Annotated in this window: 19 protein-coding genes; 13 read left to right on the top strand and 6 right to left on the bottom strand. The window is 48.7% G+C overall.

The annotated features are described in order from the left end of the window. Positions 1–541: 541 nt before the first annotated feature. Together EFA69_RS15155 and EFA69_RS15150 are read right to left on the bottom strand one after the other, a co-directional pair. Positions 542–1,492, bottom strand: coding sequence for an aldo/keto reductase (locus EFA69_RS15155; RefSeq protein WP_123133937.1), 951 nt, complete (start codon positions 1,490–1,492; stop codon positions 542–544). 112 nt (positions 1,493–1,604) lie between these two features. Then, the gene (locus EFA69_RS15150) at positions 1,605–2,237 is read right to left on the bottom strand and encodes a nitroreductase family protein (protein WP_123133936.1); all 633 of its coding nucleotides are present in this window, start codon (positions 2,235–2,237) and stop codon (positions 1,605–1,607) included. A gap of 119 nt (positions 2,238–2,356) precedes the next feature. Between EFA69_RS15150 and EFA69_RS15145 the strand changes: the two genes are divergently transcribed. Further along, positions 2,357–2,722, top strand: a complete 366-nt coding sequence (locus EFA69_RS15145; protein WP_123133935.1) for a winged helix-turn-helix transcriptional regulator — start codon at positions 2,357–2,359, stop codon at positions 2,720–2,722. Positions 2,723–2,766: 44 nt separating this feature from the next. Here EFA69_RS15145 and EFA69_RS15140 read toward each other — a convergent pair whose 3' ends face one another. Continuing rightward, positions 2,767–4,029 (bottom strand): dicarboxylate/amino acid:cation symporter, encoded by a 1,263-nt coding sequence (locus EFA69_RS15140; protein ID WP_123133934.1) that lies wholly within the window; start codon positions 4,027–4,029, stop codon positions 2,767–2,769. A gap of 348 nt (positions 4,030–4,377) precedes the next feature. On the opposite strand from EFA69_RS15140, the gene parS reads away from it, so the two are divergent. From parS to EFA69_RS15105, 7 genes are all read left to right on the top strand, one after another. Then, a complete protein-coding gene (parS, locus tag EFA69_RS15135; protein WP_123133933.1) occupies positions 4,378–4,806 on the top strand; it encodes a type II RES/Xre toxin-antitoxin system antitoxin in 429 nt (142 codons plus the stop codon). Next, a complete protein-coding gene (locus EFA69_RS15130) occupies positions 4,803–5,264 on the top strand; it encodes an RES family NAD+ phosphorylase (protein ID WP_123133932.1) in 462 nt (153 codons plus the stop codon). The genes parS and EFA69_RS15130 overlap by 4 nt, the downstream gene beginning before the upstream one ends. A 158-nt stretch (positions 5,265–5,422) precedes the next feature. Then, positions 5,423–5,935 carry a hypothetical protein gene (locus tag EFA69_RS15125; protein ID WP_148041377.1) on the top strand — a complete coding sequence of 171 codons (513 nt, stop codon included), beginning with the start codon at positions 5,423–5,425 and terminating at the stop codon, positions 5,933–5,935. Positions 5,936–6,024: 89 nt separating this feature from the next. Then, positions 6,025–6,450 carry a hypothetical protein gene (locus EFA69_RS15120; protein ID WP_148041376.1) on the top strand — a complete coding sequence of 142 codons (426 nt, stop codon included), beginning with the start codon at positions 6,025–6,027 and terminating at the stop codon, positions 6,448–6,450. 96 nt (positions 6,451–6,546) lie between these two features. Continuing rightward, complete coding sequence (locus EFA69_RS15115) at positions 6,547–8,307, top strand: S41 family peptidase (RefSeq protein ID WP_123133929.1); 1,761 nt, start codon at positions 6,547–6,549, stop codon at positions 8,305–8,307. Between the two features lie 155 nt (positions 8,308–8,462). Further along, positions 8,463–9,278, top strand: a complete 816-nt coding sequence (locus EFA69_RS15110; protein WP_123133928.1) for a PhzF family phenazine biosynthesis protein — start codon at positions 8,463–8,465, stop codon at positions 9,276–9,278. Between the two features lie 244 nt (positions 9,279–9,522). Then, positions 9,523–10,677, top strand: a complete 1,155-nt coding sequence (locus tag EFA69_RS15105) for a sigma-54-dependent transcriptional regulator (RefSeq protein WP_123133927.1) — start codon at positions 9,523–9,525, stop codon at positions 10,675–10,677. Positions 10,678–10,773: 96 nt separating this feature from the next. Here the strand turns inward: EFA69_RS15105 and EFA69_RS15100 are convergent, their stop codons facing one another. Next, on the bottom strand, positions 10,774–11,766 hold the full coding sequence (locus EFA69_RS15100) for an acyl-CoA synthetase family protein (protein WP_183906809.1): 993 nt from the start codon (positions 11,764–11,766) through the stop codon (positions 10,774–10,776). A gap of 78 nt (positions 11,767–11,844) precedes the next feature. Here EFA69_RS15100 and EFA69_RS15095 point away from each other — a divergent pair, with 78 nt between their 5' ends. Continuing rightward, the gene (locus tag EFA69_RS15095) at positions 11,845–12,414 is read left to right on the top strand and encodes a hypothetical protein (RefSeq protein WP_123133926.1); all 570 of its coding nucleotides are present in this window, start codon (positions 11,845–11,847) and stop codon (positions 12,412–12,414) included. 81 nt (positions 12,415–12,495) lie between these two features. On the opposite strand, the gene EFA69_RS15090 is transcribed toward EFA69_RS15095, so the two are convergent. Then, positions 12,496–14,907, bottom strand: coding sequence for an alpha-ketoacid dehydrogenase subunit alpha/beta (locus tag EFA69_RS15090; protein ID WP_123133925.1), 2,412 nt, complete (start codon positions 14,905–14,907; stop codon positions 12,496–12,498). A gap of 187 nt (positions 14,908–15,094) precedes the next feature. Here EFA69_RS15090 and EFA69_RS15085 point away from each other — a divergent pair, with 187 nt between their 5' ends. Continuing rightward, positions 15,095–15,889, top strand: coding sequence for a DUF1573 domain-containing protein (locus tag EFA69_RS15085; RefSeq protein ID WP_123133924.1), 795 nt, complete (start codon positions 15,095–15,097; stop codon positions 15,887–15,889). A 429-nt stretch (positions 15,890–16,318) separates the two neighbouring features. Next, complete coding sequence (ald, locus tag EFA69_RS15080; RefSeq protein ID WP_123133923.1) at positions 16,319–17,434, top strand: alanine dehydrogenase; 1,116 nt, start codon at positions 16,319–16,321, stop codon at positions 17,432–17,434. A 114-nt stretch (positions 17,435–17,548) separates the two neighbouring features. Here the strand turns inward: ald and EFA69_RS15075 are convergent, their stop codons facing one another. Next, positions 17,549–18,004, bottom strand: coding sequence for a type I restriction enzyme HsdR N-terminal domain-containing protein (locus tag EFA69_RS15075; protein WP_123133922.1), 456 nt, complete (start codon positions 18,002–18,004; stop codon positions 17,549–17,551). Positions 18,005–18,080: 76 nt separating this feature from the next. Here EFA69_RS15075 and EFA69_RS15070 point away from each other — a divergent pair, with 76 nt between their 5' ends. Then, positions 18,081–18,851 carry an AMP nucleosidase gene (locus tag EFA69_RS15070; RefSeq protein ID WP_123133921.1) on the top strand — a complete coding sequence of 257 codons (771 nt, stop codon included), beginning with the start codon at positions 18,081–18,083 and terminating at the stop codon, positions 18,849–18,851. Then, positions 18,844–20,496 (top strand): amidohydrolase, encoded by a 1,653-nt coding sequence (locus tag EFA69_RS15065; protein ID WP_123133920.1) that lies wholly within the window; start codon positions 18,844–18,846, stop codon positions 20,494–20,496. Before EFA69_RS15070 ends, EFA69_RS15065 begins: the two co-directional genes overlap by 8 nt. Positions 20,497–20,546 lie beyond the last annotated feature (50 nt).

The following is a 20,546-nucleotide window of genomic DNA, read 5'->3' as shown; positions in this document are numbered from 1 at the left end:
ACTTTTCTCCTTGATGAGAAAAGTAACCAAAAGAATCAAGAAGAAAAGAAACTCGCTGACGCTCAAACAGTCTTTTCTTCACTTGAGGTACCACCGGGCAACTGTCCTCTGTTCCATCGGGAGCGTAGGCCGTTGCAGGCTTTCACCGTCTAGGCGTGCTCCCGCTAAGCGCCTCGGGGCATATTGCCCCTGCGTTGCCCGCTCCCGCAGGAAGCCTACTGCCAGAGGGACCGCCGCCATGCCTTTTACATGCCTTCCTCGTCCTGTGGATGCGGTTGGAGTGCTGGGCGCATGAGTTAAGGCATTGCATCTTGATCCTTGACTGCGAGACTCCCCTCCTGGGAGGGGTAGGGGTGGGTAAAGTGCGTTTAGCGGCTCTTTTTTTTGGAATTGCGTCAAAACTAGGCAAGCGTCTCTACCATCAGTTTAGATTCAAATGACCTGCCTCCTGTAAAAAAACCACTTTGCGTTTAGGGGCTCTTTTTGGAAAAAGAGCCCCTAAACGCAAAGTGGTTTCTGAAATACTTCAATCAGTCTTGAATTAATAAGCACTTGCCTCATCCAGCGCCGCGATATCTTCCTGACTCAGTTCTAGGTGGGCGGCTTTGGTCAGGTCTTCTAGTTGGGCGAGGCTGGTGGCGCTGGCAATGGGAGCCGTAATGCTGGGGCGAGCCATCAGCCAGGCTAGGGAAACCTGGGCGGGGTTAGCGTTATGCTTGGCAGCCACTAGGTCTAGCGCGGAAAGGATGCGGTAGCCACGTTCGTTCAGGAAGCGCTTTACGCCGCCGCCTCTCTGGCTCTTGTTCAGGTCATCCTCAGAACGGTATTTACCGGTTAAGAAACCGCTGGCCAATGAATAATAGCAGATCACTCCAATGCCTTCCTCCAGACACAGCGGTTCCAGCTCCTTTTCAAAGTCCTGGCGGCTGTAGAGGTTGTACTCGGGTTGCAGGCTTTGGTAGGTGGGCAGTTGATGCTGCTGGCTTGTTTCCAGCGCCTGTTTCAATCGGCTTGCCGAAATATTGGAGGCCCCAATGGCCCGCACTTTGCCGGCTTTGATGAGTTGGTCATAGGCTTCCAGCGTTTCCTCAAACGGGGTGCTGGCGTCATCCACGTGTGATTGGTACAGGTCTATATAATCGGTCTGGAGGCGGCGCAGAGACTCCTCTACCCTGCTCATGATGTAGTCTTTTTTGAGCCCTTTCTGGTTAGGGCCAATCTCCCAGCCCACTTTGGTGGCGATGACTACTTGGTCGCGGTTGCCGCGTGATTTAAGCCAGTTGCCGATTATTGTCTCCGATTCGCCACCGGTGTTGCCGGGTACCCACACCGAGTAACCGTCGGCGGTGTCAATTAAATTGAAGCCGGCATCTGTAAAGGCGTCCAGCAGTTGGAAGGAGGTTTTCTCGTCAATGGTCCAGCCGAAGACGTTTCCGCCAAAGGCCAAAGGAGCCACTTCTATCCCGGATTTCCCAAGGGTATGTTTTTTCATAGGATTACAGGTGTTGGGTTCTACATCTGGTGTGCGGGAGAACCCGCCTTGCTTCCTGTCTCAGTGTGCAGCGGGTTCTCTCTATCTGTTATTCTCTTTTAAACGGGTTTGGTTACGCCACCGTCACAAAAAATTCAGAAGACGGGCGCCGCACTTTCTTGGCATTGGCCAGGGGGTCTTTGGCTTCATCGCGGTAGCCCAGGGCTAGCAGGGCCACACTGCGCAGGCCTTTCTCCTTCAGGCCCAACAGTTCATCCAGGGCGGCGGGGTTAAATCCTTCCATGGGCGTGGCGTCTATCCGTTCTGTGGCGGCGGCGGCCAAACCGGTACCCAAGGCGATGTACGCCTGGCGGGCAGTCCACTGGAAGTTCTCTTCTGGCGTGCGGCTGGAGATCAGGTTATTGATGCTGCTGGCAAAACCGGCCAATGTTTCCAGCGCCACCCCTCTTTCCTGGGCAATCTGCTGCATATAAGCTTCTACCTGTGCGGGCGTGAGCGTGTCCCAGGCGGCGAAGATGAGCAGGTGCGACGCTTCTGCCACCTGAGGTTGGTTGGCCGCTTTGGCCTGAATCTCTTTCCTGCGTTCCAGGTTTTCTACCACCACCACGTTGTACGGCTGAAAGCCCATAGACGAGGCAGACAGCCGAATGGCTTCCAGAATGATGTCCAGTTTCTCCTGCGGAATTTTCTGGCCGTTCATGCGTTTGGTGGCGTACCGCCAGTTCAGGTCCTGTAGTAAATTCATTGTTTTAAAGAAAATATATGTTGCTACGATAGTTGTATAAACAAATTTACGTACATTTGGTTTCTGATTGATACTGGTTTACGTTTGTATACTAGTATCCTGTACGAAAGCAAAACATCATGGAAGCTGTTATCAAACAAGAACGCAATTTGTGCATCACCCACATCCTACCTATTAGAGATGCACTGGATATTTTAAGCGGTAAATGGAAAATCCCGATTATTGTGGCCCTTTGCGTACACAAAAGACGCTTCAAAGAACTGCACCGCGACGTGCAGGGCATTACCGCCAAAATGCTCTCCAAGGAACTGAAAGAGCTGGAACTGAACAAACTGGTGAAACGCACCGTGCATGACACCTCCCCGGTCACTGTGGAATACTCCATCACAGAATACGGCCACAGCCTCACCCCGGTCATCAACGAACTACGCGACTGGGGCATGAAGCACCGTGATAAAATCATCTACCACCCAGAGGAGGCATAATACGTTTAGGGGCCGTTTTTGGAAAAACGGCCCCTAAACGCACTTTATCCTATCAGCTTTTTAGCCTGCTCCAGATCAATCTCTTTCTCCCAGCGGGCCACAAAGAGCGTTGCCACGGCATTGCCTATTAAATTGGTGAGCGCCCGTGCCTCGCTCATGAACCGGTCTATGCCTAAAATGAGCGCCAGACCAGCCACCGGAATATTACCCACTACCGGCAGGGTAGCCGCCAGCGTGATAAACCCGCTTCCGGTCACCCCGGCCGCGCCTTTGGAGGTGAGCAATAATACCAGCAGTAGCGTGAGCTGGTGCCCCAGATCCAGCGGAGTATCTGTGGCCTGCGCCACAAACACAGCGGCCATGGTGAGATAAATGGAAGTTCCGTCCAGGTTGAAAGAATAGCCGGTAGGCACCACCAGCCCCACCACTGGTTTGGAGCAGCCCAACCGCTCCAGCTTTTCAATAAGACTTGGCAAAGCGGCCTCTGAGGAGGAAGTGCCCAGCACAATCAGTAATTCTTCCCTAATGAAACGCAGTAGCTTGAAAATACTGAAGCCTATCAGTTTCATGACCAGCCCCAATACCAGCACCACAAAAAGGATGCAGGTAAGGTAGAACCCTCCCATCAGTTGCCCTAGCGCCCCCAGCGAAGCCAAGCCGTATTTCCCAATGGTGTAGGCCATAGCCCCCAGTGCGCCCAGCGGAGCCACTTTCATGATGATGTGGATGACCGCGAACAGCGCATTGGCAATAGACTGAATAGCCGTATACACCGGTTTGCCTTTTTCCCCAATCTTAGACAAGCCAAACCCGAACAGCACCGAGAAAAACAGGATCTGCAGCAAATCGCCTTTGGCCAGGGCATCAATGATGTTGTTGGGGATGAGGTGCATGAAAAAGCTCATTGCGCCATCGTGCTCAGCCTGATTGGCGGCGCTGGTCATGGCAGAAAGGGCGTCTGTGTCTAAACTGGCGGCGTTCACGTGCATGCCAACCCCGGGCTTCAGCACATTGACCACCACTAAGCCTAAAATCAAAGCCACGGTGGTGAGCACCTCAAAATAAAGCAAGGCTTTCACGCCTACCCGGCCCACCTGCTTCATGTCTTGCATGCCGGCAATACCGGTGACAATGGTACAGAACACCACCGGCCCAATCATCATCTTCACCAGTTTGATAAAGGCATCGCCGAGCGGTTTGAGCTGTACCGCCAGATCTGGCACAAAATGGCCCAAAGCAATACCGATAGCAATAGCTGAGATTACCTGAAAGTAGAGGCTCTCATAGATAGGCTTCTTCCTGATCATATACTGGTGAAGTTAAATCAAGCTATAAGGATAACCAGATTTACCTGAAGCTGCAAATAAAGGAACGCTTTCAGTACATTCCTCATAAGACTTGCACCAGTCTTTAGTAGTTATAACTTGCTGATTATAAGAATGTATACCTTCTCCTACTGAGAAACCTATTTTATTAAATTTTTTTAATAAGTTAAATTAATTAAATAAAACATTTACAAAGCCTTAAAATAACCTCCTCTATAAATTGGATTGCTCTTGGAAACTAGAAGTCTATAGAAGCGGAAAACAAACTTATTTATGACAAGTGTCGTTAATTTAAAGACAATTGTTACCTTTGATTTAAATTTTACCGCTATGGCTGCAGCACTCAACCTTGAAACCAATCTCTCCAATACTTCTGTAGACGACCGCGACATATTGTTGCTGGTACAGACCGTGCGGCAGGGAATTAAGTACCCGCTTTTTGTGAAGATTGCGAGCCAAAGCCCGTTCAACCTAAGCGAATGGTCGGTGTTTCTGCATTTGTCTGAGCGCACCATTCAACGGTACAAGAAGGAGAAAAAGACCTTTGACCCCATTCACTCTGAGAAGATATTGGAGGTAACCCTGCTGTACAAACGCGGCACTGAGGTTTTTGGCAGCGCGGAGAGTTTCAATGCCTGGCTGGAGGCGAAGAACGTGGCCCTGGGCGGCATCACTCCTAAGAGCCTGTTGGACACCACCTTCGGCATCAGCCTGTTAAAAGACGAACTCACGCGTATTGAACACGGGGTGCTGGCATGATCGTGTACCGCCTGAGCAAAGGCCTCTATAAAAATGACCTGTCGGGCCGCGGGGCAGAGTTGGTGGGCGGACGCTGGAACAGCAGAGGCACTGCTCTGCTCTACACCTGCGAATCACGCGCGCTCTGCACCACCGAGATAGCCGTACATACCCCCCTGGGGATAGTGCCTGTGGATTATTGGCTCATCCGGCTGGAAGTGCCAGACGAACTCTTGCTGAGTGAGGTGTTGGTAGAAGACCTGCCTGAGGACTGGAGATCTTTCCCCCACCCCAACGCCACTCAGTTGATAGGCGACGCCTTCGTGCGCGATGGCCGGTTCGTGGGCATGAAGGTTCCCTCAGCGGTAGTGCACGGCGACTACAACTTCCTGTTCAACCCTCGCCACCCAGACTTCCACCAAGTAAAATTACTGGATTCTGAACCTTTCCCATTTGACGTGCGGCTCTTTATAAGATAAAATTGTCGGAAGGTGGTATATTATAGCTTGAATGGATTCAATATAGATATATTTAAAATAACATCACCAGTGATGTTATCTAAGTGTTATGGCGCATTTTAAATAAGAAAGAATTGAGGCTCTACATCAAACAGAAGGGACACAGTTACCAATTCTTTGTGAATGATGACAAGGAAGAAGCTTTTACTGGCTTTTGGGACAGGAAGAGGAAAGTAGGCCTGTTCGGTAAAATCCTGTCCAGCGAGAAAGAAGAATTAGTATCAGTAAACTTATCCAACTCACCTTTTTTCTGGAACCTGAACAAAACGGAATATAAAATACTCCTCCATAGAGAAAGCACAGAGATAACGCTTAAAGCGGTAAACGCCTACAAAGGACACTGGACTTTCCTTTACGGCACGGACAGCTACGACTTCTATTTCCATCAAGGACACAAAAAGTCTCTGTTCAGGAACGGGAATCAGGTTGCAAAGCATGATAAAGGGAAGGTAAACTTCTGGGATTATGATTCTGGCTTTATAGTCGCAGACAACGAAGAGAACAAGTTGCTACTCCTCGCACTATTCCTAACCTTTGATATGGGAGAGTCAATGGACGGTGACATAAACATAGATTTAGGCAACTTGATGGCAGGTGTCAAAAGCTATGACTCCAACTGGTATCCAAAATAAAAAACGCGCCATAACATTGTGTAAAAGTCATGCCACGGCCGACGGCCTTGCACGTCTTTTACACGAGGCCGTTGTATGGTATTTTAAATATGAAAAGCTTAGGCATCTTAATTATTTCAATCATAATAGTTCTTGCAGTCGTCTTTTTGGTTGCTGTAAGTAATTTAGCTGACTCTATGGGGCCGACTTACTCGCAGGTAGAATTGGTATATGAAAAAAGCAACTCCAAATTATATTTAAAGTCAAAGAATTGGGGAGTGACTGGCGACAGCCAGCTTACTGTCATCTCAACGGATAATGAACCTGAATTTGAAGCGGATTCAACAGCAGATATTATTTTCCATGGATTATCGCCATTCCTGTATCAAGTAAGAAAAGATTCACTAATCTTGTTTGTAAGGAAGAAGGCTGAAATCCCGAATGGCTTTAAGACTAATTGGACAATCATCCAAAATGAAATAAATAATCCAGAAATGATGGAATACAGAACAAGTCCCGCTTATAGAAGAATGTAAAAAAAACACCATACAACACTGTATAAACGCCAGCTTCGGCCGACGGCCTCGCAGCCGTTTATACTAGCCCGTTAGCTGTAACATAATTAAAAATCAATGAGATTTAAATTACTATTCATTCTATTATTCATTGCCTTGAATTCTTATGGGCAACAGATTGAACAAGCAGATAAATATTTTTTATATTTTAAAACTTGGAATTTTATCAAATATTATCACCCGAATCTAGCCTTAGGAAGAATAGACGCGGATAGTTTATTTTTTAACTATCTAACTGAAATTGAATCTACGAAAGATAAAAAGACTTTAAATAAAAGCTTGAGTAAACTTTTAAAACAGTTTCCTGCATCACATAACACAGATATAGAAGTAAATAATGCTAGTGAAGTATTAATCAATAACCTTGACTTTAACTGGTTTCTTAAAAATCCTCAGATAACTAATAGAAACAAGAAAGCTTATCTAGAGATACTTGAAAACCGCTATACCCAGCCAGTACATCATTATGTCCCTAAACTCAGATATGAGTCAGAAGTACCTAATGAAAGAGTTTATGATTTCGCTGATAAAGAAACTATCCCGTTAGAATTCAGATTATTAGCTTTAGCTAAAATGCAAGGCGCGGTAGATTATTTATACCCCCACAAGTACCTGATGGAGCAAAGCTTTGACAGCGTGTTGAAGCCAGCAATAACTTCAATGGTGAAATGTAAGAGTATGTTGGAATATGAGCTACTTCTTCTGAAACTTGTAGCTTCCCTGCAAGACACTCATTCTTTTGGCTTTTTCAAACAACTGAAGCACAGAAGAGACATTTTCAAAAATTCATTTTATCCTCCTTTTGCTTACCAAATATTTGAAGATGGAATACTGGTGACCGATATCATTGTCCCAGAAACATGCCGAATATCTGATATCCAAAAGGGCGACTTTATCACAGCTATAGACCGGCGAAGTGTGGAACATCGTATCGGAGACTTATCTTCTCTGCTATCTGCTTCAAATCATCAGGCGCTTCTCCACCGGCTTTCTTACTATGCAGAAAACCTAATCTGGAATTTGGATAATAAGCAAGTAGATGTGGAGATTGTAAGAGATAGTATCAAAACCTCTAAGTCGGTTCCCTTTATAGAGATAGGAGATAGCGATGCTTTGAAACCTGTTAATGCCTACCTTGCATCTACTCAAAAAAAGAAATCAAGTAGCGATGACTTGACTATTTTGAATAACGACATAGCTTATTTTAAGATTAGTGACACTTTTAGGTTCATTGAAAATGTGGCCGATGAGAAAGTTGAGACTCACATGGATTCCATATTTGCGCAAGCGAGACAGCAAAAAGGCATTATTTTCGATATGCGTGGATATCCTGACTGGGGAGGCTTTGCGTACACATACCTCATCAAAAACTTTGGTTCTACTCCACACCTCTACGCGAAGTATTATGAGCTAAACAAGGAAAAAATTGGCACTTATGTCCATAATCAAGATATAAACACCTATTACAATGCTGATATAAATATAAAGAATACTCCTTATAATGGTAAAGTGGTCATTATTGTTAACTCTGAAACATTAAGCCAAAGCGAATGGAATACCATGAACTTGCAGCATTTATTTCCTAATGCAATCAGAATGGGGGAACAGAGCGCAGGGGCTGACGGGGATTTAAAAATATTGAATCTTCCTGGAAAATATCAGCTGAATTTTACAGGGAACGCTATTTTCTACAATGATGGCTCGGAAGCTCAAAGAGCAGGCGTAAAAATTGATATTCCTTTAATGACTCCCAAAGAATATATCATAAATAAACAAGACTACATGCTCAAAAAAGCTATAGAGGCAATTGAGGAATAAAATGCTACAGCTAACATCGTATTAACGTCAGCCTCGGCCGACTGCCTCCCCCACCGTTTAGCCCAGCCGTTAGAAGCAATCTACAGCCTCAGCCACTACCTCATCAAGTATCTAGGGCAAATCGCGAACTTACCCAATCCATTTTTAGGAGGAACATGAACGTAAAGACCTTTATTGTAGACGCGTTTACGCGGGAGTCCTTCAAAGGGAATCCGGCTGGCGTTTGCCTCTTGGACCAGTCGCTCGCAGAACCGCAGATGCAGGCCATCGCCGCTGAACTCAACCTTTCAGAGACTGCTTTTCTGGTGCCTATGCAGCACCAAGACGCCACTTATTCCATCCGGTATTTCACTCCCACCGTGGAAATTGCTTTCTGCGGCCACGCCACGCTGGCATCCAGTAAAGTAGTGCTGGAGAAACAGGGCCTTCCGCAGGTCACGTTTGTTACGCAGGAGCAGTTGGTGTTAAGCGCTTTTAGAGAGGAAGACGCCATTCTCATGCATTTCCCGCTGTACCCCTACGCAGCACTGGCTCCCCTCCCCATGCTCTTGGAAGCCTTAGGTTTGGCGGGTACGTATCCGTTGTACTTCTCAGAAGCCATTCAAATGCTGGTGCTGGAAGTACCCGACAAAGAGACGCTGCTCCAGATTAAGCCCGACTTTGCCCGCTTGCTCCAGTTACCCATCTCCGTAAACGGGCTGGCGGTGACGGCCAAGTCCACAGACCCCGGCTTCGATTTTTACTCTCGCTGCTTCTGGCCCAGGGTAGGCATCAATGAAGACCCGGTCACTGGTTCCGCCCACAGCGTACTAGCCAAGTACTGGTCCGACCAACTGGCAAAAACTGAATTAGTGGCCGCCCAGCTTTCGGCGCGGGGTGGGCAGATGCAGCTTACTATTACCGGACCAAACTCCCTGGAGGTGCGCAGTCAGGCCCAGATTGTGCTGGAGGGTTTGCTCACCCTTTCCTGATGCCGTAATGTTGCCCCCAAAAAACATGGTCTCATTTTCTAGAGGGCGCTGGTTTAGGCAAGATTTCAGAAAAAGAGCCGCTAAACACCAAGGTAATGCCAAGGGTTACCCGCAGTATTCAACGGTTTGCGTTTAGCGGCTCTTTTTCCAGAATTAGCCCTAAAACATCCACAACGTTGTTTCTCCCGTATCCGTCTCAAATAATTCACGAACTTTAACCGTTCGGACCGTAAAGAAGACACACATGCCCAAGATTCTGATCATTGATGACGAGCGTAGCATCCGCTACACCCTCAAAGAAATTCTGGAATACGAAAACTATACCGTAGACGAGGCCGAGGACGGCGAGCGCGGCATTGATCTGCTGCAGAAAAGTAAATACGACGTGGTGCTCTGTGACATCAAAATGCCTAAAATGGACGGCATGGAAGTACTGGAACGCGCCACTGTTCTGGCTCCAGACACCCCTTTTATCATGATTTCGGCCCACGGCACCATTGACACCGCCGTAGAGGCCACCAAGAAAGGCGCCTATGACTTCCTGGTGAAACCACCGGACCTGAACCGGCTCCTCGTGTCGGTGCGCAATGCTTTGGACAAGGCCACGCTGGTCACTGAGACTAAGACGCTGAAGAAAAAGATCTCCAAGACCTATGAGATGGTAGGTACCTCTGGAGCGTTAGGCAAAGTAAAATCGGCGGTTGCCAAAGTAGCCCCCACAGATGCCCGCGTGCTCATCACGGGCCCCAATGGCGCCGGGAAAGAGCTGGTGGCCCGCTCGCTGCACGAGCAAAGCAACCGCGCCAGCGGCCCGTTGGTGGAAGTGAACTGCGCCGCCATTCCCAGTGAATTGATTGAAAGCGAATTGTTCGGCCACGAGAAAGGTTCTTTCACCTCGGCGGTAAAGCAGCGCATAGGCAAATTTGAGCAGGCCAACGGTGGTACCCTGTTTCTGGACGAGATTGGCGACATGAGCCTTTCGGCGCAGGCCAAGGTGCTTCGGGCGCTGCAAGAGCATAAAATCACCCGCGTGGGCGGCGACAAAGACATTACGGTGGATGTGCGTGTGGTAGCGGCTACCAATAAAAACCTGCTGGAGGAAATTGAGGCCAAGAACTTCCGGGAAGACTTGTACCACCGCCTGAGCGTGATCCTCATCCACGTGCCCCCACTGAACGAACGCCGCGAAGACATTCCTGATCTGGTGAACAAGTTCCTGCAAGACGTAGCCCGCGACTATGGCAATAAGCCCAAGAAAATATCGCCGGAAGCGCTTACCTACCTTCAAGGCCTGGATTGGCGCGGCAACGTGCGCGAGCTCAGAAACGTGGTAGAACGCTTGGTCATTATGAGCGAAGACACTATCACAGAAGAAGATGCCCGCGCCTACGCCAAGTAGAACTACTTCCTTTTTTTTAAACGGAATCGGCTCCCAATTGATCATTAGGAGCCGATTCCGTTTTAAGGCAAATTCTGAAAAAAGAGCCGCTAAACGCTACCCCACCAGCAAGTTGCAGCCCCTGATGTCGGCGTTGTCAAACCGACCCAAAATCTCAAAGGAGCCATCGGGGTAAAGTTTGCCCAGGTCCTTGGTTTCAATAAAGGCGCAGGAATCTACATTGGCCAAGTCAATCACGTTTACCCCTCCGGAGCCCGCCTCACTGCTCACGGAGAAAGGATCATTGACTTCCCGCACCAGCACCCGCAGCGTGCGGGACGGCGTAAAAATACCCTCGCCGGTAGAATAGGCCTGGGAAAGTAGCTCAGTCATGCCGTATTCAGAATGGATGGCATCCACCCCAAAAGCGGCTTTCAAAGCGTGGTGCAGTTCTTCGCGCACCATTTCCTTGCGTCGGCCTTTCATACCACCGGTCTCAAAGATAGTGACGCCAGAAAATTCATTTGGGGTTACCTCCTCCGCCAGGTCCAGCAATGCATACGTTACCCCAAACAGATACACCTTTTGTCCGTTAGTTTTGGCTTCCTGCACTGCCTGCCGCAGATCTGCGTGGTTTCTGAGATAAAAGCCTTCCTGGGTTTGTCCGGTGGCCTGTATAAAATGGTCTACCATCATGACCAGAGAAGAATCTCCCTGCTCCAGGTAAGATGGCAGCAGCGCCAGCACCACACATTCCTTCAGCACACCATAAGTTTCCTCAAATAGGGCCTGTGCGTGTTTTTTGTAGAACTCGGCATCAGCTACCATATGTTGGCTCCGTTGCTGTAAGGTGGTTCCGCTGCTTTTAAAAATTACCTGCGGCTCAAAAGCATGAGACTGCACTGTATGCGTCTTAAAGAATTCAATTGGCAGGAAAGGAATTTGATGCAGGTGCCGCACCTCCGCTGGGTTTATCTTCAGGAAATGGAGGTATTCTTTGTAAACAGCATTATGGTTAGCTTGGTACTGGAACAGATCAAGAGCGGCGGCATGGAAATCCTGCGGACCTTTCTGAAGGATATCTTTCTTATATTCTTGGGCAAATCCCATGGGAGTTGATAGTAAAATTTACAACAAAGTAAGTAAGTGCGCGTTAGGATTTGTACCTTAGAAGCACATAATTATGCTATGAAGAAACATAGACTCTTTTTAGGTTTAGCTTTTGTGTTTGGTTCTCTGGGCTTAAGCAGCTGCTATGACGAGCCTGAGTTTGACCTAGCCCCTACCCTTACCTTTAGAGATATAGAGCAGCGCACGTTGCGGAATCCGCAGAATGTGATCTACGATTCGCTTATTCTGGTAGTTCGGTTTCAGGACGGCGATGGAGATTTAGGTTTATCTGAAACCATATTCCCAAAAGATATACAACCGCCTTTTTCCAGCAGAGATCCCTACTTCAACAATATTTTTTGCAATATCTACAAGAAAGTGAATGGGCAGTATGAGCGGGTACTTTATCCGGGGACTACACCGCTAGTCTTCCATAGCCGCTTCCCAAGAGTCTCAACCATTGAGCGGCAGGAGCCTCTGGAGGGCGATATCAGATACAGCTTAAATATTTTTGACAACCCCAGAGATTCTTTCTACCCTTTAAGAGCCGGAGACACCATCCGCTTTGATGTAAAAATCTTGGACAGAAGCCACAATGAAAGTCCTACGGTTACTACCTCAGAAGTGATTCTTTTCTCTAAACAATAGGTTAACTATCTGTCTTTCGCATAAAAGCCGGGGGCTGCTTTATTGAAAGCAGCCCCCGGCTTTTATGCGAAAGACAGTGAATTAGTATAAAGAAGGAAACGCAGCCGGATCTGCTTCGTGCAGGATGGCATAAGCGGTTTCAAACACATCTTCTATGCTTGGTTTAGAGAAGTAGTCTCCGTCTGTAGAGTAAGAAGGTCTGTGGTCCTGCGCCGCGAGCGCCACCGGCTTAGAATCTAACCAGCGCCAGGCTTCCTGCTCATCAACTACCTTCTGCATCATGAAACCGGTGGCTCCGCCAGAAACGTCTTCATCGGTAAACAATACACGGTTGGTTTTCCGGATAGAGTCTGTGATGGTATGCTCCAAGTCAAACGGAAGCAGCGTCTGAACGTCAATCACTTCGGCAGAGATGCCTACAGACTGAAGTTGTTCAGCGGCTTCCATTACTACACGACACATTGAACCATAGGTTACAATAGTGATATCGGTTCCTTTTCTCAGGATCTCGGGCTGGCCCAGTGGCACAGTGAATTCACCAATATTGACGGGGATTCTTTCTTTTAAACGATAGCCATTGAGGCATTCCACCACCAGGGCCGGCTCATCTGACTTCAGGAGCAGGTTGTAGAAACCAGCGGCCTGGGTCATGTTGCGGGGCACCAACACGTGCATGCCGCGCAGGCTGTGCAGAATCATGCCCATGGGAGAACCAGAGTGCCAAACCCCTTCCAGACGGTGCCCGCGGGTTCTGATAATCAGCGGCGCTTTCTGCCCACCCTTGGTGCGATACTGGAGACTAGCCACATCATCGCTCAGAATCTGGATGGCGTAGAGCAGGTAATCCAGGTACTGGATTTCGGCAATAGGACGTAAACCACGCAGAGCCGCGCCAATCCCCTGTCCTACAATGGTACACTCCCTAATACCTGTGTCAGTGACACGAAGCTCACCGTACTTTTCCTGCAAACCGGCAAATGCTTGGTTCACATCCCCAATCTTCCCAACGTCCTCACCAATGGCGAACAGACGGGGCTCACGGGCCAGAGCGGCATCAAAACAGGCTTGTAATACCTCGCGGGCATCTACCAAGGGGCTGTTCTCTGTGTATTCCGGCTTAATTTCCTCCACCAACAGGGCAGACTCATCTGACTGGCTGTAGAGGTAAGAATTATAACGTTCCGCGTTTTCTCCCTGTACCGCTTCCAACCACTTCACCAGGTCGCGCTTGGCCGCCGTTTTCACAGTACGGGCAATGCGTAAGGCCCGACGGGCTGTTCTGATTGCATCTGAGCGCAGGGGATTGACAGTTTTGTGCAGTTCATCGCGCAGAGAAGCTATTTCAGAGGCATTCTGTTCCATGCTTGCCGACAGCTGCTCCAGCAAGTGCAGACATTGCTGATGGTCTTCCTGAATAGCGGCATTGAAAGAATTCCAGGCATTGGCGCGGGCAATTTTCACGGCCTCTTTCGCCTCAGCTTCAATCTGGTTTAATTCTGCATGGTCTGCGTAGCCGTTGGAGATAAGCCAGTTGCGCATCTGCTTAATACAGTCGTACTCTTCTTCCCAAGCCAAGCGCTCTTTAGACTTATAGCGCTCGTGCGAGCCTGAGGTAGAGTGCCCCTGCGGTTGCGTTACCTCTTCCACGTGGATAAGCACAGGTACGTGCTGCTCACGGCAAACTTGCGTAGCTTTATGGTATACTTCGCAGAGCCCAGCGTAATCCCAGCCTTTTACCTTGAAGATCTCATAGCCTTGTTCCCCCGGGGCTTCGCGTTGAAAGCCAGCCAAGATCTCAGAAATGCTGCTTTTGGTGGTTTGATATTGGGCTGGCACCGAAATACCATAGCCATCATCCCACACAGAAACTAACATGGGCACCTGCAAGACACCACCGGCATTGATGGCTTCAAAGAAAACTCCTTCAGAAGTAGAGGCGTTCCCTATGGTCCCGAAGGCAATTTCATTCCCGTTAATGGAGAAATCAGTGAATTGGTGCAACTCAGGGTTCTCTCTATATAATTTGGAAGCATAAGCCAGCCCTACCAAACGAGGCATCTGCGCTCCGGTGGGAGAAATATCTGCTGAGGAATTTTTGGAGGTAGTCTGAGGCTTCCATTTTCCCTCCTCGTCTAGCAGCCGGGTACCGAAATGGCCCGTCATGCTGCGGCCCGCCGTGGAAGGCTCCTGCTCCACATCTGTGTGGGCGTATAGCTGCGCGAAAAACTGCTGGACGGTCAGTTCCCCAATGGCAAACATAAAGGTTTGGTCACGGTAATATCCTGAGCGGAAATCGCCGGGACGGAAAAATTTGGCCATGGCCAATTGAGCTACTTCCTTCCCGTCTCCGAAAATCCCAAACTTGGCTTTGCCCATGAACACTTCCTTTCGGCCGGTTAAACTGGCCTGCCGACTCTCGCAGGCGATGCGATAGTCCTGCAACATCTCTTCTCTGGTAAGGGAAAGGTGATTGATCCGTTCAACGGTTTGCATGCGTTCTTTTATAAGGTCCTAAAAGGATTTTTAAAGCCAAAACTAACTAAGTTTTCAGCCATTTTCAAATTTAACTAACATACGTTAGCAAGCAATACACAATATTTGTAGCTATCCGAACTTATTTTTTCTATTTTTGTTTTGCCTGTAGCTAGGCAGCAAAACCGAAGCAAATCATCTAAAAATTATGAAAAAAATTTATCTTTTTCTGGCATTGGCACTGGTAGTGCTCTCTCAAGGAATGGTCTCAGCACAAGGCGTGCTGACTTTTGAGAAAGACTTACATGATTTTGGCAACGTAACTGAAGGGGTACAAGCCATTTACGAATTCAAATTCAAGAATACCGGTAACCAACCGGTAACTATTTCACACGTGCAGGCTTCCTGCGGCTGTACTACCCCAGAGTGGCCCAAAGAAGCCATTCTGCCAGGTAAAACCGGCGTAGTGAAAGCGGGCTATAACAGTGCAGGTCGCCCAGGGGCCTTTAACAAAACTTTAACGGTCACTTCTAACGGTCAGCCAGAGTCTATTTCTCTGTTTATCAAAGGTACAGTAGTGCAGAAATCTGCCGCTGTTGCCCCCGCCCCGGCTGCGTCTGCAGAAGAAATCGCCAACTCCCCTAAAGTGGATTTTACCAGCACCACCTTTGATTTCGGTAAATTAGAAAAAGGCCAGAAAGCCACTGCCAAATTCACTGTGAAAAACACAGGGAAGTCTGATCTAAACATTACAGGTATACAAGCCGCCTGCAACTGTATTGCTTACAAAATGAGCCCATCTGTGGTAAAAGCAGGTCAGTCTGCAAAATTGGAACTTATCTACAGCCCGCAGGTGTTACAGGACAGAATTGAGACAGTAACCTTAGTTTCTAACGACATCACAGGTACTGCCGCCACCCTTACTCTTAAGGCCAAAGTGGTAGAAAGCTTAGCAAAGCAAAGCAGCGTAAAGATCAATAAGGCGTCTGTGCCTTTTAAATAGTTTTTTCATAGTTTTATTTTGTACTAATGGCAGTGGCACAGCTACTGCCTTTTTTTATTTATAAATACTGATAATCAATAGATTATACAGCCGATAAATTTAAACTTAGAACGACACTAGTAAAACTATTACTTCAGTCTTAAGAAACGCCCTGCTACAAAGCAGGGCGTTTCTATTTTAGCTTATTAGTAAAATAGAAACAGCACTAGTAGAGGAAGCCCTATCAGTGTTACTCCAAGACAGCAGCATAAACAAGGTAGCTCCTACACATTTCATAAGAGGAACAAATCTGATGATATTTGCTAAAAAGGTGCCTAAAACGGCTATCTCCTAACAAACGTTAATTTAATTAGCCTCAAAAGTTGCTATATTGATAGGAGCTTGGTGTATATTTACGCACTTTTTCACCACTCTATAAAAATCTGCAAAATGATTATTGGTCTTCCAAAGGAGATAAAAAACAACGAAAACCGCGTGGCCCTTACCCCCGGAGGCGTGGCGGAATTTGTAAAGAACGGGCACACGGTCTATGTACAGGCTACCGCCGGTGAAGGCAGTGGCTTCCAGGACGAGGAGTACCGTTCTGCCGGCGCTACCGTTCTTCCTACCATTGAAGAAGTGTACGGCATCGCCGACATGATCGTAAAAGTAAAAGAGCCGATTGAGCAGGAATATAGCCTTATCAAGGAAGGCCAATTATTATTCACCTATTTCCACTTTGCTTCTTATGAGCCGCTTACTCGCGCTATGATTGAACGCAAAGCCACTTGCCTTGCCTATGAAACCGTTGAGCTGAAAGACCGCTCTCTGCCTTTGCTGGTTCCTATGAGTGAAGTAGCAGGCCGTATGGCTCCGCAGGAAGGTGCCAAGTATCTGGAGAAACCCTTGAAAGGACGCGGAATTCTGTTAGGTGGCGTACCAGGCGTACAACCAGCCAATGTATTAATCTTAGGTGGTGGTATTGTGGGTACCCAAGCAGCTAAAATCGCGGCTGGTTTCGGGGCCAATGTGACCATCATGGACATCAGCCTGAAGCGTCTGCGCGAGTTGGATGATATCATGCCAGCCAACGTGACTACGGTCATGTCTAACCACTACAATATCAAGGCGGCCATTAAAACCGCTGATCTTATTATTGGTGCGGTACTGATACCAGGTGCCAAAGCTCCTCACCTCATCACCCGCGACATGTTGAAAGACATGAAGGCAGGTACGGTGTTGGTAGACGTTGCCGTTGACCAAGGCGGTTGCATTGAAACCTGTAAACCAACCACGCACGAGAACCCAACGTTCATCATTGATGATGTGGTACACTACTGCGTAGCCAACATGCCAGGTGCGGTACCTTACACCTCTACCCTTGCGCTGACTAATGCCACATTGCCTTACGCTCTATTACTGGCCAACAAAGGCTGGAAACAAGCCTGCATTGAGCGCGACGAGCTGAAGCTTGGCTTGAACGTGGTAGACGGCAAAGTGGTGTATCCAGGTGTTGCTGAAGCCTTCAACCTTCCATTGACAGACGTAGCGGAAGTATTAGCTTAGTTTGCCCTATAAAAAGAAAGGCCTCCTGTTCCAGTAACAGGAGGCCTTTCTTTTTATAGCACATTCTACAAAAACCGTTCAGCTATGAGTTCTTTGAACAACATTAATTTGCGTTTAGAGGCTAATTTCTGAAAAAGAAGGCAAAACTGAGATAGGAGTTATCTGCTTACTCTGCGGGTTCACGTGCCAACAGTAATGTTGCAGGCCATTGCTTACCATTAAATAAGGTGCGGCAACCGTTTGGTTGTACACGGCAACCTGCCGTACGGTAGCATCCGTAATAGGCACGTGGGCGGCCTTGCACTCCACCAACAGAAGCGGAGACCCGGCGGTGGTATAGATTCTAAGGTCGGTGCGTTTCTGCAGCGCGTTGTACTTGGTGCCCCTTTCCACACTCATGAGCGAAAGCGGATAACCTAGGTACTGGTGTAGAAAATGGATCACATGCTGCCGCACCCATTCCTCTGGGGTTAACACTACATATTTGCGCCTTACCTGGTCCAGAATAAATGTTTTCCCTTCAGAATCCTTAAGTTTGTGGGAATATGCGGGCAGAGAAAGTTGTTCCATTGCCCAAAAATAGCGGTTTGGTGGCAGCAATGCTGTTTAGCGGCCGTTTTTCTGAAATTTGATCAAAAGTAAAATTATGAAAACCAAAAAGGAGATTGTAGAGAACTGGCTCCCTCGCTACACGGGCCGTCCTCTAAATGAATTTGGGGAGTACATCCTGCTCACCAACTTCATCAACTACGTGGTCATGTTCGCCGATCACTTCGGGGTAGAGATCAAAGGCACCGACAAGCCCATGCAAACCGCTACCGCAGAGAACATCACCATCATCAACTTCGGGATGGGGAGCGCCATGGCCGCCACGGTGATGGACCTGCTTTCTGCCGTGAAACCCAAAGCTGCTTTGTTCCTGGGCAAATGCGGTGGCCTGAAGAAATCAAAGCTGGGTGATCTCATTCTTCCCATTGCCGCCATCAGAGGGGAAGGAACCTCAGACGATTACCTTCCACCGGAAATTCCGGCCCTGCCTTCTTTCCGCCTGCAGCGGGCGGTCTCTTCCATGATCAAGAAACACGAAATGGATTACTGGACCGGTACCGTGTACACCACCAACCGCCGCGTTTGGGAACATGACGAGGATTTTAAGGAATATTTGCGCTCCATCAGAGCCCTGGGAGTAGACATGGAAACCGCCACCATCTTTGTGGTAGGTTTTATGAATGATATCCCGCACGGTGCGCTCTTGCTGGTTTCTGACAACCCCATGACCCCAGACGGCGTGAAAACCGCCGAAAGTGACCTCCGCATCACCGCAGATTTCGTGACCAAGCATTTACAGATAGGCATTGACGCCTTGCTGGAACTGCGTGACTCCGGTGAATCTGTAAAACACCTGCGCTATGACTAAAAAGTGGGGTTCTCTGGGGCTGTCGGCGCTGGTGTCTCTGTCGCTCCTCTCCTCCTGTAGCCAGGGCACAAAAGCAGATCTGTTGGTATACAACGCTACTGTTTACACGGTTAATCCTCAGTTTGAGAAAGCCGAGGCCTTTGCGGTGGCAGACGGAAAAATCCTGGAAGTGGGCACCTCTGAGGCACTCCGGAAGAAATACAAAGCCGCCCAGAAAGTAGATGCCCAAGGCAAACCCGTTTACCCGGGCCTCATTGATGCCCATGCGCACTTCTACGGGTATGCTACCGGCCTGCGGGAAGCCAATCTGGTGGGCACTAATTCCTTTGCCGAGGTAGTGCAGCGCCTGCAAACGCACCGCCAGAAGCACCCAGAAGTGACGTGGCTGGTTGGCCGGGGCTGGGACCAGAACGACTGGCAGGTAAAGCAGTTCCCCACGAAAGACACCTTGGACCAACTCTTTCCAGACACCCCGGTGGTGATTGAACGGGTAGACGGCCATGCCTATCTCGTGAACCAGAAAGCCCTTGACCTGTCAGGCATCACGGCCCAAACCAAGGTGAACGGTGGCCTGGTGGAAGTGAAAAACGGTCAGCCCACCGGCATTCTGGTAGACAAAGCGGGTGATCAGGTATTCAGTAAGATCCCGGCACCTTCGGCGAAAGAAATGACCGAAGCGCTGAAACAGGCAGAGCAAAACCTGTTCGCGGTGGGGATTACCACCGTGGTAGACGCCGGTTTGCCCAAAAGCTCGGTGAACCTGCTGGACTCCCTGCAGAAAAAGGAGGAGTTGCGCGTGCGTGTGTACGCCATGCTCAGCCCTACACCTGAGAACAAGAGCCATTACTTCAAGAACGGTCCTTATACCACTGATCGGCTAAACATTAGATCCTTCAAAGTGTATGGCGATGGTGCCTTGGGCTCAAGGGGCGCGTGCCTGCTTCACCCCTACTCAGACCGGCCAAATGAAACGGGTTTCCTGCTGGAGACGGTGCAGGAGTACAAAGACCTGGCCGCGGAGTTGTATGAGCATAACTTCCAGATGAACACCCATGCCATTGGAGACTCTGCCAACCGAGTGATTCTCCAGATCTACGGCAACCTGCTCAAAGGCAAAAATGACCGGCGCTGGCGCATAGAACACGCCCAGGTGGTGAACCCGCAGGATGTGCCGCTGTTCGGGAAGTACAGCATTTTGCCATCGGTGCAGCCTACCCACGCCACCTCAGACATGTACTGGGCCAGCGAACGCCTGGGGCTTGACCGGGTAAAACATGCGTATGCTTTCAAAGCACTGTTACAGCAGAATAACATGATTCCGTTGGGCTCAGATTTCCCGGTGGAGCACATCAATCCGCTCTACGGTTTCCATGCGGCTATTGCCCGCCAGGATGCCAAGAACTATCCTGATGGGGGATTCCAGATGGAGAACGCCCTCACCCGCGAAGAAGCTTTACGCGGCACCACTATCTGGGCGGCCTACGCCAATTTTGAGGAAAAGCAGAAAGGCAGCATTGAACCCGGTAAAATGGCTGATTTTGTGATCCTGGAGCAGGACATCATGATCATAAAGCCTGAAGCCATCAGAGACGTGAAAGTAGTAAGCACGTACCTGAACGGAGAGAAAGTCTACGTCGCCAAATAGCATTTAGGGGCTGTTTTTCTGAAATTAGGCCTAAAACAGCGGGGGCATCC

The organism is Rufibacter immobilis (assembly GCF_003721565.1).
GTDB classification, from domain to species: Bacteria; Bacteroidota; Bacteroidia; order Cytophagales; family Hymenobacteraceae; genus Nibribacter; species Nibribacter immobilis.
The sequence above is the reverse complement of the archived record's forward strand: the minus strand, read 5'-3'. Positions and strand labels throughout refer to the sequence as shown.

What these genes read in the sequence shown, in the direction of transcription:
- EFA69_RS15090 (WP_123133925.1), bottom strand. Translation starts at nt 14,907, where the DNA reads ATGCAAACCGTTGAACGGATCAATCACCTTTCCCTTACCAGAGAAGAG.
- EFA69_RS15075 (WP_123133922.1), bottom strand. Translation starts at nt 18,004, where the DNA reads ATGGAACAACTTTCTCTGCCCGCATATTCCCACAAACTTAAGGATTCT.
- EFA69_RS15095 (WP_123133926.1), top strand. Translation starts at nt 11,845, where the DNA reads ATGAAGAAACATAGACTCTTTTTAGGTTTAGCTTTTGTGTTTGGTTCT.
- EFA69_RS15120 (WP_148041376.1), top strand. Translation starts at nt 6,025, where the DNA reads ATGAAAAGCTTAGGCATCTTAATTATTTCAATCATAATAGTTCTTGCA.
- EFA69_RS15145 (WP_123133935.1), top strand. Translation starts at nt 2,357, where the DNA reads ATGGAAGCTGTTATCAAACAAGAACGCAATTTGTGCATCACCCACATC.
- ald (WP_123133923.1), top strand. Translation starts at nt 16,319, where the DNA reads ATGATTATTGGTCTTCCAAAGGAGATAAAAAACAACGAAAACCGCGTG.
- EFA69_RS15105 (WP_123133927.1), top strand. Translation starts at nt 9,523, where the DNA reads ATGCCCAAGATTCTGATCATTGATGACGAGCGTAGCATCCGCTACACC.
- EFA69_RS15155 (WP_123133937.1), bottom strand. Translation starts at nt 1,492, where the DNA reads ATGAAAAAACATACCCTTGGGAAATCCGGGATAGAAGTGGCTCCTTTG.
- EFA69_RS15150 (WP_123133936.1), bottom strand. Translation starts at nt 2,237, where the DNA reads ATGAATTTACTACAGGACCTGAACTGGCGGTACGCCACCAAACGCATG.
- EFA69_RS15140 (WP_123133934.1), bottom strand. Translation starts at nt 4,029, where the DNA reads ATGATCAGGAAGAAGCCTATCTATGAGAGCCTCTACTTTCAGGTAATC.
- EFA69_RS15085 (WP_123133924.1), top strand. Translation starts at nt 15,095, where the DNA reads ATGAAAAAAATTTATCTTTTTCTGGCATTGGCACTGGTAGTGCTCTCT.
- EFA69_RS15110 (WP_123133928.1), top strand. Translation starts at nt 8,463, where the DNA reads ATGAACGTAAAGACCTTTATTGTAGACGCGTTTACGCGGGAGTCCTTC.
- EFA69_RS15115 (WP_123133929.1), top strand. Translation starts at nt 6,547, where the DNA reads ATGAGATTTAAATTACTATTCATTCTATTATTCATTGCCTTGAATTCT.
- EFA69_RS15070 (WP_123133921.1), top strand. Translation starts at nt 18,081, where the DNA reads ATGAAAACCAAAAAGGAGATTGTAGAGAACTGGCTCCCTCGCTACACG.
- parS (WP_123133933.1), top strand. Translation starts at nt 4,378, where the DNA reads ATGGCTGCAGCACTCAACCTTGAAACCAATCTCTCCAATACTTCTGTA.
- EFA69_RS15130 (WP_123133932.1), top strand. Translation starts at nt 4,803, where the DNA reads ATGATCGTGTACCGCCTGAGCAAAGGCCTCTATAAAAATGACCTGTCG.
- EFA69_RS15100 (WP_183906809.1), bottom strand. Translation starts at nt 11,766, where the DNA reads ATGGGATTTGCCCAAGAATATAAGAAAGATATCCTTCAGAAAGGTCCG.
- EFA69_RS15065 (WP_123133920.1), top strand. Translation starts at nt 18,844, where the DNA reads ATGACTAAAAAGTGGGGTTCTCTGGGGCTGTCGGCGCTGGTGTCTCTG.